Origin of the sequence: Paenibacillus sp. MDMC362 (assembly GCF_003269305.1) — a bacterium.
Taxonomy (GTDB): Bacteria; Bacillota; Bacilli; order Paenibacillales; family Paenibacillaceae; genus Paenibacillus_AQ.
In genome coordinates this window covers 82928-98871 of the sequence record NZ_QLYT01000014.1, presented here as the reverse complement: position 1 = coordinate 98871, position 15944 = coordinate 82928, and the positions used below count along the sequence as shown (strand labels likewise).

General features: G+C 51.1%; 16 protein-coding genes. 9 read left to right on the top strand and 7 right to left on the bottom strand.

Features of this window, described 5'->3' with window-relative positions:
- Nucleotides 1-107: 107 nt before the first annotated feature.
- From yfkAB to DP091_RS06170, 6 genes are all read left to right on the top strand, one after another.
- A complete protein-coding gene (gene yfkAB / locus DP091_RS06195; RefSeq protein ID WP_113057516.1) occupies nucleotides 108-1247 on the top strand; it encodes a radical SAM/CxCxxxxC motif protein YfkAB in 1140 nt (379 codons plus the stop codon).
- Nucleotides 1248-1272: 25 nt separating this feature from the next.
- A complete protein-coding gene (locus DP091_RS06190; protein ID WP_113057515.1) occupies nucleotides 1273-2598 on the top strand; it encodes a hemolysin family protein in 1326 nt (441 codons plus the stop codon).
- A gap of 34 nt (nucleotides 2599-2632) precedes the next feature.
- Nucleotides 2633-3664 (top strand): sporulation integral membrane protein YtvI, encoded by a 1032-nt coding sequence (gene ytvI / locus DP091_RS06185; protein WP_113057514.1) that lies wholly within the window; start codon nucleotides 2633-2635, stop codon nucleotides 3662-3664.
- Nucleotides 3665-3814: 150 nt separating this feature from the next.
- Complete coding sequence (locus tag DP091_RS06180) at nucleotides 3815-4036, top strand: spore coat associated protein CotJA (protein ID WP_100538824.1); 222 nt, start codon at nucleotides 3815-3817, stop codon at nucleotides 4034-4036.
- A 6-nt stretch (nucleotides 4037-4042) separates the two neighbouring features.
- Nucleotides 4043-4318 carry a spore coat protein CotJB gene (locus tag DP091_RS06175; protein ID WP_113057513.1) on the top strand — a complete coding sequence of 92 codons (276 nt, stop codon included), beginning with the start codon at nucleotides 4043-4045 and terminating at the stop codon, nucleotides 4316-4318.
- A 96-nt stretch (nucleotides 4319-4414) separates the two neighbouring features.
- Complete coding sequence (locus DP091_RS06170; protein WP_113057512.1) at nucleotides 4415-4984, top strand: manganese catalase family protein; 570 nt, start codon at nucleotides 4415-4417, stop codon at nucleotides 4982-4984.
- A 100-nt stretch (nucleotides 4985-5084) separates the two neighbouring features.
- Here DP091_RS06170 and DP091_RS06165 read toward each other — a convergent pair whose 3' ends face one another.
- On the bottom strand, nucleotides 5085-6287 hold the full coding sequence (locus tag DP091_RS06165) for a sensor histidine kinase (protein WP_258394414.1): 1203 nt from the start codon (nucleotides 6285-6287) through the stop codon (nucleotides 5085-5087).
- A 236-nt stretch (nucleotides 6288-6523) separates the two neighbouring features.
- Here DP091_RS06165 and DP091_RS06160 point away from each other — a divergent pair, with 236 nt between their 5' ends.
- Together DP091_RS06160 and DP091_RS06155 are read left to right on the top strand one after the other, a co-directional pair.
- On the top strand, nucleotides 6524-6916 hold the full coding sequence (locus DP091_RS06160; protein ID WP_113057510.1) for a DUF6220 domain-containing protein: 393 nt from the start codon (nucleotides 6524-6526) through the stop codon (nucleotides 6914-6916).
- Nucleotides 6917-7103: 187 nt separating this feature from the next.
- Entirely contained in the window at nucleotides 7104-7790 is a 687-nt protein-coding gene (locus tag DP091_RS06155; RefSeq protein ID WP_071218047.1) for an HAD family hydrolase, read from the top strand.
- Between the two features lie 107 nt (nucleotides 7791-7897).
- On the opposite strand, the gene DP091_RS06150 is transcribed toward DP091_RS06155, so the two are convergent.
- The 6 genes from DP091_RS06150 to DP091_RS06125 are packed head-to-tail and all read right to left on the bottom strand — an operon-like array spanning nucleotide 7898 to nucleotide 14605.
- Nucleotides 7898-9013: a YheC/YheD family endospore coat-associated protein gene (locus DP091_RS06150; protein ID WP_113057509.1), complete on the bottom strand. Its 1116-nt coding sequence runs from the start codon at nucleotides 9011-9013 to the stop codon at nucleotides 7898-7900.
- Nucleotides 8995-9534, bottom strand: a complete 540-nt coding sequence (locus DP091_RS06145; RefSeq protein WP_113057508.1) for a GNAT family N-acetyltransferase — start codon at nucleotides 9532-9534, stop codon at nucleotides 8995-8997. The genes DP091_RS06150 and DP091_RS06145 overlap by 19 nt, the downstream gene beginning before the upstream one ends.
- Nucleotides 9535-9587: 53 nt before the next feature.
- Nucleotides 9588-10694, bottom strand: a complete 1107-nt coding sequence (locus DP091_RS06140; protein WP_113057507.1) for a YheC/YheD family endospore coat-associated protein — start codon at nucleotides 10692-10694, stop codon at nucleotides 9588-9590.
- Nucleotides 10691-12064 carry a YheC/YheD family endospore coat-associated protein gene (locus DP091_RS06135; RefSeq protein ID WP_113057506.1) on the bottom strand — a complete coding sequence of 458 codons (1374 nt, stop codon included), beginning with the start codon at nucleotides 12062-12064 and terminating at the stop codon, nucleotides 10691-10693. The genes DP091_RS06140 and DP091_RS06135 overlap by 4 nt, the downstream gene beginning before the upstream one ends.
- Nucleotides 12061-13197 (bottom strand): YheC/YheD family endospore coat-associated protein, encoded by a 1137-nt coding sequence (locus DP091_RS06130; RefSeq protein WP_113057505.1) that lies wholly within the window; start codon nucleotides 13195-13197, stop codon nucleotides 12061-12063. The genes DP091_RS06135 and DP091_RS06130 overlap by 4 nt, the downstream gene beginning before the upstream one ends.
- 13 nt (nucleotides 13198-13210) lie before the next feature.
- Nucleotides 13211-14605 carry a YheC/YheD family endospore coat-associated protein gene (locus DP091_RS06125; RefSeq protein WP_113057504.1) on the bottom strand — a complete coding sequence of 465 codons (1395 nt, stop codon included), beginning with the start codon at nucleotides 14603-14605 and terminating at the stop codon, nucleotides 13211-13213.
- A gap of 137 nt (nucleotides 14606-14742) precedes the next feature.
- Between DP091_RS06125 and DP091_RS06120 the strand changes: the two genes are divergently transcribed.
- Complete coding sequence (locus DP091_RS06120; RefSeq protein WP_113057503.1) at nucleotides 14743-15909, top strand: DUF445 domain-containing protein; 1167 nt, start codon at nucleotides 14743-14745, stop codon at nucleotides 15907-15909.
- Nucleotides 15910-15944: the final 35 nt, after the last annotated feature.

Sequence of the window (15944 nt, the reverse complement as noted above, 5' to 3'; positions counted from 1 at the left end):
TCGGGTATGTTATAATCATATAATGGACATTATCCAAACCGTAAAGTACACATAGCGTAAGTTGTACTGAATGAATCGGTAATTCAAAGAAATAAGGTGAGTGAACCATGAGTAATACAGCACAGCCATTTCCATCAGCCGTAAGGCCCATTTCGCCGAGTTATGATCCGTGGGATCCGATTACTTCACTGCGCGAGCATGGTCGTCATGTGCTGACCAGTGTGGAAATGACAGTGACGCATCTTTGTAATATGCGCTGTGAACATTGCGCTGTCGGTGATATGCTTGTCATGAAGGAAGCGCCGATGCTGCCCATAGAGACGATGCTGAAGCGATTGGACGAGGTAGAGCATCTGCAGACGATCAGTCTGACAGGCGGTGAACCGGCATTTCTTGGCAAGACGGTGGATAACGTGATTGTTCCCTTGCTGAAGTATGCCAAGGAAAGGGGCATCCGGACTCAAATTAACTCCAATCTGACGCTTGATATAAGTCGGTATGAGAAAATGCTGCCTTACCTGGACGTTATGCATATCTCATTCAATTATTTGAACGGGGACGACTTCTATGAAGTAGGGTTTGCGAATAGTGCACGTCCCGTCTCCAAGGAAACGGCATATAAAATGTACGATACGATGCTGGTCAACTCGGAGAAACTGAGTGCAGCAGGGATGTACATATCCGCTGAATCGATGATTAATTACCGGACGCATACGAAACTCAGCGGCATCCACAAGCTGATCAAGGATATGGGCTGCAAGCGGCACGAGGTTCACCCGATGTATGCCTCAAACTTTGCTTCCGCTCTGCCCGTCTTGTCCTTGGACGACACGAAAGCTGCCATCCACCATTTGCTGGATGCCCGGGATCGGGATATGTGGATGCTGTTCGGAACGCTGCCCTTCTATGCCTGCAGCTCCGATGATGATGACCAGGAGATCATTCGCCGCCTGCGGCAAGAACCGAACGTAACGGTCCGGAATGATCCGGATGGCCGTAACCGGGTGAATGTGAATTTATTCTCGGGCGACGTATATGTAACGGATTTTGCTGATATTCCGGCTTTTGGTAATATTAAGGAACAGAAGCTCGACGATATTTTTAACGAATGGACAACAGGACACCCGTTGAACCAAACGGTTAACTGTCACTGCGATGCAGTGAGCTGCTGTGGGCCGAACCTGTTGGTGGCCGACATGTACTACCGGGGTGTGGATTTCAAGTCAAGACAAGCAAAGACAAACTAGAACCCTAGAAAGAAGGCGTGTCATCATGGCGGAGGAATTTGAGGTCGGGAAACTGATTTTGAATTTGCTCTTGGTTTTCCTGCTCGTTTTGTTGAACGGCGTGTTTGTAGCGGCCGAATTTTCACTGGTAAAAATGCGTCAATCCCGGTTGACCCAGCTCGTTAGCGAAGGGAACCGGCTGGCAGGCATTGCCCTGAAAGTAAACCAGAAGCTGGATGCCTATTTATCCGCAACCCAGCTTGGGATCACATTAACCTCCCTGGGTCTTGGCTGGATTGGGGAGCCTGCCATTTCAGAATTGCTGGTGGCCCCCATTATGCATAGCATTGGATTTACGGATGAGCGATTGATCGGCACAATATCGGTAGCGGTAGGCTTCTGTATTATCACTTTCCTGCATATTGTGTTAGGGGAGCTTGCACCGAAATCGTTGGCTATTCAGCGGACAGAGGGCACGGCTTTGATTCTGTCGGCGCCGCTGCTTTGGTTTTATCGCATTTTTCTGCCGGTGATCTGGGTCCTGAATGCTTCCGCTAATCGGATTCTGAAGATGGTTGGCATCGAGCCGGCAAGCGAGGCCGAAGCGGCCCACTCCGAGGAAGAGATTCGGATTCTGATGAACGAGAGCGCAAAGAGCGGTGTCATTGACGAGAACGAGATGAAATTAATGGACAACCTGTTCGATTTTTCTGACTTGAGAGCCAGAGAAATTATGCTGCCAAGGACGGACATGGACGTTCTTTTCACCAATTATACCTTGGAAGAGAATCTTCGGATCGTCAATGAGACGAAGCACTCCCGTTACCCGGTCGCAACGGACAACAAGGACCGCATCATCGGATTTGTCCATATTACCGATCTCTTGCTGGCGGAGCCTGAGAAGCAGCGTGATCTGGCTTCCCTGATGAGACCGATTATGGACGTATCGGAATCAGCGGAAATCAGCGAGGTGCTGCGGAAGATGCAGGCTAGACATGAGCAGCTTGCGCTCGTGGTGGACGAATATGGGGGGACGGCAGGCATTCTCACAGCCGAGAAGATTCTGGAGGAGATTGTCGGGGACCTGTACGATGAATTTGAAGATGAGCGGCCTGAAATTGAAGTGTACGATGAGTACTTTTCAGTGGACGGGCGGATGCTCATTGAAGAAGTGAATGATTTGACCGGTTTGATGATTGAAGAGCATAACGTGGATTCCATCGGCGGTTGGTTGTTCAAAGAGCTTGAAGGGAACCCGGTGGTCGGGAAGAAAGCCATCTTTGACGGGGTGGTCTTTGAGGTAGAGGAGTCTACACGGTTGCGTGTAACTCGCGTCATGATTCATCAGAAGCTCGAGAGCAGCTTCATTTAGAACTAGCAAGACTCTATTTGTTAGGAAGTGGATTATGTCGATTAAGCAGCTGATCTTTATCGGTCTCAGTCTCCTGTTACTGTACGGAATGTTTACGGTTGGAGCACCGTTCTTGCTGGCCATCGTGATTGCTATTGCATTGGAGCCGTTAAATCGGCTCTTAATGAAAAGGCTTCGCATGAACCGCATTGCGGCCGCAACGGTGACGAGCACGCTATTCCTCCTGTTGATGCTACTCCTGGCATATTTGATCGGTCTCCAGGTGTTTAACCAGCTGGTCGAATATTGGAGCCGGGCTCCGCAATATTTTGAAGGGGCCAACGAATTCCTTCAGCACACGATTATACAAGCGCAAGACATGCTGAACGGCATTTCGCCGGGTCTTGCCGACAGTCTCACCGAATTTATGTCGAATATTTCTTCCTATATACGGTCGCTTGTCAATTCAGTATCATCAACATTTTTGTCCTTTGCCAAAACGCTGCCGAACCTGTTCGTCACGTTCATTGTATTCTGCGTAGCGGTGTACTTGTTCGCTTTCAGCCTCGATACGATGCGGGAGAAAGTGTTATCGCTGTTTGATGAGACATCACAGTCGCAGGTGAACGAAGTGTTGATCAGCCTGAAAAAATCAATTTTCGGCTTTTTACGGGCACAGTTGCTCCTCAGCCTGTTTACGTACGTGATTACGCTGCTCGGCTTGCTGGTATTAGGCGTTAACTATCCGCTGGCCATCGCTTTGCTTGTCACCATAGTCGACATTCTGCCGATTCTGGGCGTAGGTTCCGTTTTGATACCATGGTCCATCTACCTGCTCGCGGTAGGCGATATTTTTACAGGAGTCGGCTTGATCTTCATGTTCATTCTGATTACGGTGATCCGCCGCGTCCTGGAGCCGAAGGTCATAGGGGATGCCGTCGGCATCGGCGCATTGCCTGCCCTGGTCAGCATGTATATCGGATTTAAACTGGTTGGCGTGATCGGATTTTTTATTGGTCCCCTGGTTGTTATTATCTATTCCGCTATGCGTAAAGCGGGCTTGTTCCAAATCAAGATCAAATTTTGAGGACAACTCCATGAAGACCCTTTTCCCGGAAATATTCCAGGGGAGAGGGTTTTTTTGTCATTTTGGAGTTCATTTTCTGGGCGGAAGACATATGTTAAATACGAAGAGTCCTTGATAACGACGGATCGTAACGATAAGGAGGAAATCCCTTTGAAGGAAAATCCAGAGGTGCGTGTATACCCGGTATTTCATTCGCCATTTGATCCATGCCCGCCCAAGCTTTACAGATCGTATGTGGTACCTGTCAACCAGTTTGTTGTGTTTCAACCGCCGGGTCTGCCCCAGTTTAGCCCTGCTGAGGCGCTAAGACACGGAACGTTGTGGCCATCCTTGTATAGCCCGTATACTTCGCGAAAATTTAAAGGAGAGTGATATGCGGTGAATGAAGCCAGACCCCAGGTTGGAGATCTGAAATATTACGAAATGCTGGAGCAGCTTCAGGCATTGGATTTTGTCCTGGTGGAGCTGAACCTGTTCTTGGACACCCATCCGAATGATCTCAAGAGCATCGAGCAGTTCAATAAACTGACACAGGAGAGAACGGTGCTAGCGAAGCAATTTCAAGAGCTGTATGGGCCGCTGCAAAATTTTGGGCGTGCTTATTCCAAGTATCCGTTTGAATGGTCCCAGGGTCCTTGGCCTTGGCAGGTTTAACAATGACGTTATGGCAAAGGGGCTGCGGCTTTTTTTCACCTTATGCATGCAGCCCCCATCAAGAGGAAAAGCGAGAACAAGGAGGCGGAAGAGCCCATGTGGGTATATGAAAAAAAGCTTCAGTATCCGGTGCGCGTCAGTAAATGTGATCCGAGAATGGCAAGATTTCTAATGGAGCAGTATGGAGGCGCTGACGGCGAACTGGCTGCTGCGCTGCGTTATTTGAACCAGCGGTATACGATTCCAGACAAAGTGATCGGATTGCTCAACGATATCGGAACCGAGGAATTCGCACACCTCGAAATGATTGCCGCGATGGTGTACAAATTGACGAAGGATGCCAGCGTGGCGGAGCTGGAGGCTGCCGGATTGGGAGCGCACTACGCCAATCATGATCATGCGCTGTATTATGAGAATGCCGCCGGAGTCCCTTGGACAGCAACCTATATTCAAGCCAAGGGCGATCCGATTGCGGATTTGTATGAGGACATTGCGGCAGAAGAGAAAGCACGCGCTACATATCAATGGCTCATCGACATGACGGATGATGTGGACTTGCAGGACAGTCTCAAATTTTTGCGGGAACGTGAAATTATCCATTCCATCCGCTTCAGGGAAGCCGTCGAGATCATCAAGGAAGATCGGGCAACGAAAAAAATATTCTAGGCAGAGGGTATCGTTTCGACATCCGAATGGATAAACAGAGAGGTCCGGTCGATATCTGTCCGGGCCTGTCTGTTTATGTTAGATAGGAGTTAGGGGACCGTTATATCCCGTGCGGCTGCTCCGAGTCATGATCATGATAGGGCAGCCGTACCGTAAATGTAGTTCCTAGCCCTTGCTGGCTCTGTGCCTGAATCGTGCCGCCATGAGATCCGATAAATTCCTTGGCAATCGCCAGACCCAGCCCCATACCGCCTTGATGCCGCGCACGCGCTGCGTCCGTACGGTAGAATCGGTCAAAGAGATAGGGAAGATGCTCCTCCTCAACTCCCGCACCTGTATCCCGAATATCAATCCGAAGCATCCCGGAAGCGGTCTCCTCTTGGATCGTGGTGTGGACAAGCCCGTCTTGGGGTGTATACCGAACCGCATTGATGAAGAGATTGAGAAACACCTGTGTGATCCGGCTTGGATCCACAGGAACGGAAGTGTGCTCCGTAGCGCTCGTCAAACGCAGGGTCAAGTTCTTGGCATCGGCATCTGGCTCGATGCGCTCCTGTATCTGAGCCAGAAGATACAGGATGTCCGTGGGCTTCCGAACCAGCGGCAGCTGCCTCGCTTCGGCCAGAGATAGTTGATGAAGGTCGCCCACGAGACGGGTTAAGCGAATCAACTCATCCTGGATGGGGAGCAATAATTCCGGCTGGATCGGCTGCCTGCTCTGCTGAAGCAGATCCAGCTTGCCTCTTACGATCGTCAGCGGTGTTCGAAGCTCATGGGCGACATCAGCCACCAAATTGCGGCGGACCACCTCGGACTGCTCGAGCCTGGAAGACATGCCGTTGAAAGCAATCGCGACCCTCCCGTATTCATCCTCTGAGGTGACGGGAGCCTGGACACCGTACTCGCCTAGACCGAGTCGTTCGATGGCCGGGACGAGTTTGCGGAGGGGCGCAGTGAGCCTCCGCGATACCCAGTAGGCCGCCCCGAGGGAAAGCAGGACGAAGAGGACGGTGCCTCCTCCCAGCAAAATGACGATCGATGTGGGCGTGCCGATCCGAAGCTTGGTCAGGTTTGCCACATCCGTATCATAATAATACAGCTCCGCTACCGATTCGCCTTCAACATGCAACGTCCGTTTTACGCCGAGGCGTTTGATCTGCTTCTCCACAGCCGCCCCCTCATGCAAGAGGATCTTTTGTTCCCCGGATGTCAGAAGGATGCTTTCCAGGCGGTCGGCTGAATGGGGACTGTCCGCTAACCACGCCTGATCCTGAACGGCATGGAAAGAATGCCCATTCTCCACGTAGTATATTCAATGACTTTCCGTTCATCGTCCACAAGTAGCAAGGTATGTGCCATGCAAGGACCTGCCTTTCCATTCGATTCGTTAGGTTCAGCCGTAAATCCACCCCATTATATACGCTTTCCGGCCGCAATTGGAAAATTTCACAGAATCCGCAAGTCATCATCCCAAGATCGCAACATTTCGGTGATAGGATGATGTCGCAAAGATATTTGAATCAAGAGAGGGATGTCGACATGACGCAACAAGCTGTAGGAAAAACACCGCTGGTCGTATGGATATCGCTAGGACTGGCATGGATATTTGTAGGATGTATTGCCGTTCAGACGCTGTTGGCCGGCATGGCGCTGTTTCACGACGGATCGATGTGGAGAAGCCATACCCTGTTTGTCCATTTTTTTGAAATCGTGCCGCTCCTCATGCTGGTATTTGGTATTGCAGGCAAACTGCCCGCCCCGTATAAGTGGAAATCGCTGGTTCTGTTGTTATTGGTCTTCAGCCAATACCTCACCGCCAACCTGCCTGGAGCCGGGGCCTTGCATCCGGTCATCGCCATCGGATTGTTCTGGCTTGCGGTGGATACGGCACGTGGTGTCCTGCCGTCCGATCGGAGGGAACAGAAGGGGTAGGAAAGAACATGATTAGCTTGCCGCGGCGGTTATGGCTTTAATCGGAGGTTTTGCGCGTTCTGCATATGCAGCGATCGCCGTTATGTCGTACATCATATTTTGGGGTTTGCAGATGTGATATGGTTCCTATATGATGAGGAAAGACTAGACTAGAATCAGATTATATGGAGCGAAGGGAAGGACCAAATTGGAAAATACTGCAACGTTGATCAAGCCGGAAGCGATGATATTTGACATGGATGGAACGCTGTTTCAGACGGAGACCCTGCTGCTGCCCGCCTATCACAAATTGTTCGACATTTTGCGTGAAGAGGGGCACTATGAAGGTGAAACGCCGGATGAGGAGCTCATGCTTGGATGTCTGGGAATGCTGCTCGAAGACATTTGGAAGATTGTCATACCGAATGGAACGCCGGCAGCCCATCGCCGTGCAGACGAGCTGCTGCTGCAGCTTGAGCTCGAAGGCTTAAGCAATGAAGCAGCCGTATTGTATCCTGAGGTGAAGGAGACGCTGGAGGAGCTTCATCGTCGGGGCGTCCGATTGTTTGTTGCCAGCAACGGCCTGGAGCATTATGTGAAAGGCATAGCTGAAGCGAGAGGGATCATGTCGCTCTTTGAAGGAGTCTACAGTGCCGGAGAGCATGGAACGGCTTCCAAGGTGGATTTGGTTAGGCTGCTGCTGGATGAACACGATATCCGGGACGCCTGGATGGTAGGGGACCGGTCATCGGATGTGGAGGCGGGCAAAGAGAACGGACAAACCGTCATTGGCTGCCGTTATGCAGGCTTTGGCGGGGAGCAGGAGCTTAAGGGATCAGATGTCGTTATTCATTCTTTTTCACACCTGCTGAGGCTTCACGATCAAGCCGAATAGACAGATAGGAGTCACAAAGGCTGTTTCCAAGGGTAGCAAGCAACCCTCTTGGAAACAGCCTTTGCGCGTTTTTTGGATTCTTTAATTACGGTTTTCTACGAATGAACTTAAGCATTTTTCGCGGATTTTTTCTGGCTGTACACCCACAGTGCATATTCTAAAGGCCTTACCATCGATTCACGGTATGCAGCCATATCGCCGATTTGAGAGAAGACTTCCCTTGATGGCTTCGGATTCACCTCGAGAAGAAGAACTCTTCCGGTTTTATCCACGGCCAGATCCAGGGCAATCTCGCACAAGCCTCCATACTGTCCGTCAAGAAATTGGGCCACATCCACACCGAGGGAGTCGGCTTCCTCGCGGATGCTGGCGCGCTTTACCGGATCTGCGATCCATTTACTTAACAATTCTTCCATCATGGTCGCACGCCCGCCGCCATGCAGGTTGGAGGTCACGCTTTTCGGCGCTCCGACGCGTCCCACGCAGCCGGTCACCTGCCATTGACCGGATCCATTTTTCTGTACGAGCATCCGGTAATCATGCACTCTTCCATCCGGCAGCTCCAGCTGGATCCCCTCTTGAACCAGATATCGATCTCTATTGCCCCAGCCCGACAGATATTGCGCCAAATGGCCTGAAGGCATTCGCTTCGGTCTGATGATGCTCCGGTTGGAATTGCGTCCCCGGATTTCATACGTGCCCGCAACACCAGGTACCTTCGTAATCCGCAGAATTCCGCGTCCGCCCGTTCCGTTTATCGGTTTAAAATAGACGGTAGGATGAACGTTGAGCATCCGGTGGATGTCGCTTGTGCTGGTCACGATCCGAGTATCCGGCAGATGGGGACGGAAGCGTTTCTTGGTGAATAATACTTGATGAATCGTCCATTTGTTGCGTAAAGGTCTGTTCAGAAACAGTAAATGCCGATAGCGTGAACGAAAGCGCAGCAGCTGTTGAAAGCGGGGGCTCTTTTGAATGCGGCAGCGATCAAAAATCATATTGGGAAACGAGCGCCATCTGCGGCCCCATCTCCGGCGATCCGGATCGTATTCCATGGCGTTGATCAGGCCTTGGGCACTGTTAACGTCGGCGGGGGTGAAGACGTAAACGTCAAGCCCCATCGCTTTCCCCTCCCTGATCATATGCTCGTAGATATGCCGCTCCTCCAGCGTTTTCCGTTCATCCAAGTATAACGTCATAATACCTAAGACGGGTTTTGACACAGAAGTTCACCTTCTTGAACAGAGTCAGTACTAGATGCTGAAGAACTGTGGATCGGATGCAGGGGAAGGGTCCCGTTCATAACGAGCGTGGGTTTGCCCGTTGGCCCTTGCTCAAGCGCTATGGCATGAAGCCCTGCATGAAAGCACATTTGCAAACTTGCCGAATGATCGGCGGCCACTTTGCATCGCAGCCGCCCGAATTTGGATAATTGTGAGCGGATCAGGGAAGAACCGATATGCCGGTTGCGGTATAGAGGGTGTACAGCAACCATGCAGGCACCCTCCCCATAATCCGCCGCAAAGCACATCCCCACAGGTATGCGGCCGACATCGCTTCGAACCGTAGCAGCCACGATCGAGGTGCCGGGCTGCAGCAGCTCGTCATAGGATAGCAAGGCCAGGCGATGGTAACCTTCGCGGGTTAGACGTTTGTTGCTGTACCGCCGGAAGAAATCGCTGCACTGCTGTCTGGCATGCGGCCATTCTTCCGGGTTTGAGAGAGATAGACATGAGATTTCCACATGATCCCCTCCTTTCATGTCTTCCTTAACCGTTGCTTTGGCTGATGCAGGGGCTACCTTTGATTGATCAGATATTCGGAATATTGAAAAATCCGCTCCAGTGATTTTTTCCGGATTGCGGGTTCGTCAAATTTCATGGGTCTTGAATTGGCTTCGAAGAACCAGAGAACGCCTTCGCTATCAATTCCGAGGTCCATGGACATTTCGCCATGGATCTGACCAGAGCTCTTCTCAATCTGTCGTGCCATATGCACGGCTGCTTTTTTAACTTCGCTAAGGATGGCGTCGGACCGTTCCTGACCGAACACCATCGGCAGCAGCTTCTCCGGATCCTCAATCGTTCCTCCGCGAGGAACATGTGTGGTTATGCTCTTGGCGCCTGCCATTCGTGCTCCAATTCCTGTAACTGCCCAGGAGCCGTATTCGTTCTTTTGCACAAGTATGCGAAGGTCGAATGCGCGACCGTGGACCTGGGCCAGCTCGATTCCCTGCTGGATCAGGTATGAGCTTCCTTTCGTCTCCTGATAAACCCGGTTCCAAAGCCGCTCCAAGGAGGCGGCTTTGTACGTAGTGCTGTTTTTGTTGTTCTGTATTTGTATGCGGTAAGGGAGCGATTTGTTTTTCTGATACCGCACCCTCATGATTCCTTGCCCGGCCTTGCCGTCCTCGGGTTTAAGATACAGGTAGGGCTTCCGCTTGATCATTTCATATAAAGTAGGGTAACCCTTCAATCGCTTTGTCAAGGGTGCCCACTTTTTGGTTAACCGTGATTTGTTCAGCCAAGCAAAGAGACGCCACTTATTGAAGAAGTGTGGGTTATAGATATCGATATGGGGATGTTTTTGGCATTCCTTGATTTTGCGTCGGACCCAGGGAAGGGATTCATCCTCTCGGTAAGGGATCCGGTTATATATAACCTGGGGCAGAGGGCATAGCCTCTGCTCCCAGGAATGGTCGCTGTTCAGGATATAGCCTTTGACAGTACCCGTATCAAGCTTCAGATCACGTACGGTGACCACATAGACGATAAAGCCCATATCCTTTCCCGTTTTGATGATTTCCTGAAAGTTTTGCCGGTTGCCTCTGAACATCGTATGCGAGTCGTGCATGGTCAGGATGGCTACAACCGGTCTTCCATCACTCTCCACTCGGTTATTCACGAGTCATTCCCCCTGTGGAAGCCGCTGAGATACATACTGTGTTCAAAAATATGCTCCACCGATGCTTTTCCTTCCCCTTTAAGAGAAGGGTGGTTGAATATCGATCGGCCCGGCTTCGAATTCGCTTCAAACATCCATATCCTCTCGTTATCATCTATTCCTATATCGAACCCGATTTCTCCTAACAGATGCGGATGATGATTCTCGATGGCCTCCGACATTGCGATGGCGGCGTCCTTGGCACGCTCCAGCACATCCCGAGCTCTGGAGCCGAAGGCCCGGCTGAGCGCCTGCTCCGGCGTCATCAAGGAGCCCCCGTTCTTGATATGCGTTGTGACGCTGCCCCGACCGGCTTTTTTGGCGCCGATGCCAACCACGGACCACCGGTTTTTGCTGTTCTTATGCATATGGAATCTGAAGTCAATAGGGCACCCATCGATTTCAATGAGGCGGATTCCCTGCTGGATAACGTAGTTGCGAAGCTTGGAGCCGTGCTTGGCCTGAAGCATACGCATCAGACTATTAAAGCTTGGGAACTTGAGAAGGGTGTTCCCTCCGTTTCCGTGATATCGCGCAAAGTATCCTTTTTTGGGAAGATAGGTTAACCGGTAAATTCCGAGGCCTAAGCTTCCGGCTGAGGGCTTATAATATACAAAATTATGACGCTCCATCATATCCTTAATCCGCTCGGGACTAGGATTGTTATGCGTTTCAGGCAAATATTTGCCTGCCTGCACGTCGCCGTCCAGCTGGGAGTACACATCGGATTTATTGAAGAAGGCCCAGTTGAAAAATTTAATGTTGCGTTTCAGAAACCGATCCCTCAGTTGATTGGTAAAAGGGGAGAAGTCGGTTTTTCGGCTAGGCAGGCGATTATAGACGACATTAGGGAGCGGAACGGTTTTGCGGACAAAACCCCCGCCGGAACCGAGCATATAGGCATGCACCGTTTCGCGCTGCCAGTTGATATCACGGGGGGCAAAGGCATATACGAACACTTTTTTGTTGCCCTCACGAAGAAGCTGTCGAATATACGAGGTTCGGGCTCCAAAGGGGCTGGATGGATTGTGAGGTCCGTCGGAGAGAACCCCAACCACGGGCCCCAGCTCGATTTCTCCTTCACGGGGGGAATGGATATAGACAGGGCCCTGTCTGGGAACGTGGATACCGTTTCGGACACCGTTGCTTAAATAGATGTGCTTCCCCGATCGATCTATTGGTTTCACAGCAGCGGACACCGTGTTGGTACCGATGCGTAACTTAATCGATTTCTTGCTTGATAGCCCAAGGCTCTTTAGAAGCGAACCGGATAAAAAGACGACTTTTTCGGGCTGCTGCGAGAAATGAATATTTCCGAAATTCAAACTCATGTATTTACCCTCCTAAGTTGTCGAAGCAATAAATAACGGGCGTATTGAATCGGATGTTCGACGGACAGCCGGGCTGCGTGACCATCTCCCGTTAGTGTAAATGCGCGGCGGCCCGGTTTGGAGTTGACCTCTAGGATCCAGACCCGTCCCTTTATATCCACGCCAAAATCGATTCCCAGCTCGCCAAGTCGGCCGAATCCTTCTTCGAGCAGAGATGGAAGCTGAGCAGACAGATTTCGGATGGTCTGAATGATCTTCATGGCCTGTTCTTCTCCGAAATCGGTCGTTAGATAGGGAAGGGCCGGAAAAGCCGTGCCTCCCCCGTGAAGGTTCGAGGTCAGTCCTTGGCTTACGCCTTGCCGTGCGGCAATTCCTGTGATGGACCATCTGCCGCGGTCATTCTTTTGAACCAATGACCGAATATCATACGGATCCCCGTTGCGGTTATGAAGCTCCAGGTAGGGTTGAATGATAAACCGGCGTCGACCGGTAAAACGACTCACCCATTCGTTTATCTCTTGTGCGGGAATCGTCTGCTGGAACATGCAATTGCTCCGATCCCTTCCTTGCAATTTGACACGCTGTTGATCTGTCAAAGCAAGGTACAAAGTATGCCGACCCTGAGAGCCTCCGCTAGGTTTCATGAAAAGTCTGCTGTCAAAAGCCAGCAGGGCCCTGCTCAGTGATTCGGCTCCCGTATAACTTAAGGTTGCCGGCAGATATGGCCTTAAGGCGGAAGATCGCTTTAATAGTTGATGCACTTTCTGCTTGCCGGGCAGACCGCGTGCCCACAGTCTTACGCCCTGCTGCAGCATTCGGTTCAGATACTCACCGGCGGCAGCCGTTTCCTCACCGTTACGGTGCAGACACCGGTCATAGATGACGTCAGGAGGAGGAAATGTGCCGAAACTCCAGCCTTCTCCAGGATTGAATTGATATCCTTGTATTCTGTCTATGGAGCTTTCGACATCATAAGCAATTGAGGCATCATCCGGACAAAAAACAAATACCTGCATGCCGAGTCCCTTGGCCTTCGAGCTAAGTTCACGGAGAAATTCCTTTTCTGCGAAGGGAGGGAAGCCCGGTTTGCGGCATACCATGACACCCAGGGTGCCTATCTTGTTTGACGGCATAATGTTCTCCTTTTTAAAAACCCGTCAAGTATTGACAGTACTGAACGAGTCGCACGGCTGACGGTCTTACTTTGGAGTCGGCATTCAGCGGTGCATTTTCGCCTTTGGACGGCTTGGAGTTGACCTCCAGGAGCCAAATGCGTCCAGCCGTATCTATCGCCAAATCGATGCCGAGCTCCCCGAAATGATAGGGAATGGCAGCCTCCAGTCCATGAGCGATATCGAGCGCCGCTTGATTCATTCGGGCGGGGGCCGTTTGTTTGGAGGTTAACGGGATACTGCTCATGGCAAGTGCGTCCTTGACGGAAGATAGCGTACCGCCTCTGGCAAGATTGGAAACAAAGTGGTTTCCGCCGGCAATACGGGCCACGACCGAAGTCACGGCCCACTTGCCGTTTTTGTCTTTATGAACAAGCGCGCGAAAATCAACGTTTCGCCGGTTGATGCGGATCAAATCCAGCCCTTGCTGAATTTGATAACGCGTTTTTTTTATTTTCCCGGATAAGCTGCTGAACAGCTTTGGAAGTGAGGAGTAGGTATTCTTCTTGCTTCCTTCAAGAGAGGTGGTCATCGTTTGATATTTGCCGTTCTCTTGGCGGGATATCCGGATGATCCCTTTTCCCAGACTACCCCGCACCGGTTTCAGGAAGACCGTCCGATAAGTGGCGCACATTTTTTTGAGCGTCGGATAACCGCTGAGCAAATAGGATTCGGGCAAATATTTTTGCAGTTTTACATCAGGCCCGAGTGCCTCGAAGACATCCGATTTATCGAGAAATTTCTCGTTAAAGATTTGGGTGCCGAATCGCGATTTTACTTCTCTCATAAAATGCTGTACGCTAGGACTATTCTCCAGTTTGCGGGTAGACAGCCGGTTATTAATGACGTCCGGAGCTGGAACGCTGATCTTTTTCCATCCCGTGTCATAGACAATAGCTTCAAGTGTTGACGGGTTCGAACCGATCATGTCAGGGGTGAAAAAATATACATATGCGCCTTGTTTTTTGGCCGCGTTGACCATTTCCAGGCAGAAAGCTGAGATCGATCCGAAAGGTTTATCAGGCTCATCCGGTTGATAGCGGCTGACCATGATCCCGATGAGCGGACCGAGCTTCAGCGTTCTTTCCGTTGGATAATATTTGACATTCATGACGGTACGAGGAAGAAGTCCCGAATGGCTGAATACCGAAGGGCCTAAGGCCAGCGAGTTCGATTTTCCTCCTGAAATAACGCGGACTTCCTGCTTGAAGGAGCCAAAGGCAAGCTGTACCTTTGAATCTGTCGGGATACGGAGCTGTCTGATGAGCCGGTCACCAAGCTTGATATCGTTATCCGAAAGCTGGGCTGAGCGGATTAATTGAGTCGATATCTTGGATTTGGTGTTGGATTTGATCTTGGATTTGCGCATGATGGATCTCCTTCCGACAACAACTGGATACTTAAGTGAACAGACAAAAGACTACATCTGATCATTGCATGTAATGCATCATATGAGGACATATATCCCTTGGTGATTGTACTGCTCGGGAAAAAGGAGTGCTTAAAATGCAGAACTGGCTGTTTATTTTGGTGAACGTGTGCGTTGCTGCTTTTGTTGGCGGCATAACGAACCACTTTGCGATAAAAATGCTGTTTCATCCCCGTGAAGAAAAAATCATCCTGGGCCGCCGCGTACCCTTCACGCCAGGACTCATTCCAAAGCGCAAGGACGAAATAGCCGAGTCGTTGGGACGTGTGGTCTCGGATTACCTGGTGACAAGCGAGGGCTTGCAGGAGCTTATTCGAAAGCCGGTGTTTCGGGGTAAGATAGAGGACAGCCTCTATCGGAAGCTGAAGGATTGGAGCCAGTCGGAGCTGAGCTTCGGAGACTTGGCGCTAAAGGTATGGAGTTCCGAACAGTGGGAGCAATTGAAGGTCCGTGCCGAACAATCGGCCCGCCAGCTCACAGCCCGGGGTGCCGCAGCAGTATGGCACGGATACGGACTGGAGGCAAAGCCGCTGAAGGAGCTTGTTCCCGGCTGGTCCGTGGAAACGATCCAGGGCTGGAGCGGGGCTGCCGCCGATATTGTGCTGAAGGAGCTAAGGAGCACGCTGTTGTCCGCGAAGGGGCAGCTTATGCTATCGGATGTGGCTTCTTCACTCATCGATAAGGCAGGCGGATTTCTGGGGACGATGGCTTCGATCTTTGTGGATGAGGATAAATTGGTTCAGAAGCTGACGCCCATGCTGATTCAGCAGCTGGAGGGTGAGAAGATTCGCAAGACCATCACGGATATGATCTCAGGAAAGCTGTCGTATTACGGTGAGATGCCGCTCGGGAATATCATCGAACATGCCGCAGGGGAGCCGGGTCTAGCTTGGGTCTCCCGTACTTTGGATGACAAGCTTCCTTGGTCCAAGTGGATTCAGCAAATCGAGTCTCTTCGCGTAGGCGAGCTGATTGGACCGCGAATGCCAGCCATTGAAGCGGCTCTGCCTGGAGTGCTTGATAAGGGACTGGGCTTCCTTGAGCGAAGCATCCCGGCGGCCATGAAGGCTGTGAACTTACCGCAGCTCGTTCAGGAGCAGGTGGAGAAGTTTCCGATTGAGCGGCTGGAAGAGATCATCCTGAGTGTGTCCGGCCGCGAATTCAGGGCCATCACCTGGCTCGGGGTGCTGCTGGGCGGAGTGATTGGACTGTTCCAATCCATGCTGACCATGCTGTGGAGATAAGAATTTTGATGGAGTGTAAGGATGAAGGCGAGAGG

What these genes read in the sequence shown, in the direction of transcription:
- DP091_RS06135 (WP_113057506.1), bottom strand. Translation starts at nt 12,064, where the DNA reads ATGAGTTTGAATTTCGGAAATATTCATTTCTCGCAGCAGCCCGAAAAA.
- DP091_RS06190 (WP_113057515.1), top strand. Translation starts at nt 1,273, where the DNA reads ATGGCGGAGGAATTTGAGGTCGGGAAACTGATTTTGAATTTGCTCTTG.
- DP091_RS06170 (WP_113057512.1), top strand. Translation starts at nt 4,415, where the DNA reads ATGTGGGTATATGAAAAAAAGCTTCAGTATCCGGTGCGCGTCAGTAAA.
- DP091_RS06130 (WP_113057505.1), bottom strand. Translation starts at nt 13,197, where the DNA reads ATGCCGTCAAACAAGATAGGCACCCTGGGTGTCATGGTATGCCGCAAA.
- yfkAB (WP_113057516.1), top strand. Translation starts at nt 108, where the DNA reads ATGAGTAATACAGCACAGCCATTTCCATCAGCCGTAAGGCCCATTTCG.
- DP091_RS06160 (WP_113057510.1), top strand. Translation starts at nt 6,524, where the DNA reads ATGACGCAACAAGCTGTAGGAAAAACACCGCTGGTCGTATGGATATCG.
- DP091_RS06120 (WP_113057503.1), top strand. Translation starts at nt 14,743, where the DNA reads ATGCAGAACTGGCTGTTTATTTTGGTGAACGTGTGCGTTGCTGCTTTT.
- ytvI (WP_113057514.1), top strand. Translation starts at nt 2,633, where the DNA reads ATGTCGATTAAGCAGCTGATCTTTATCGGTCTCAGTCTCCTGTTACTG.
- DP091_RS06125 (WP_113057504.1), bottom strand. Translation starts at nt 14,605, where the DNA reads ATGCGCAAATCCAAGATCAAATCCAACACCAAATCCAAGATATCGACT.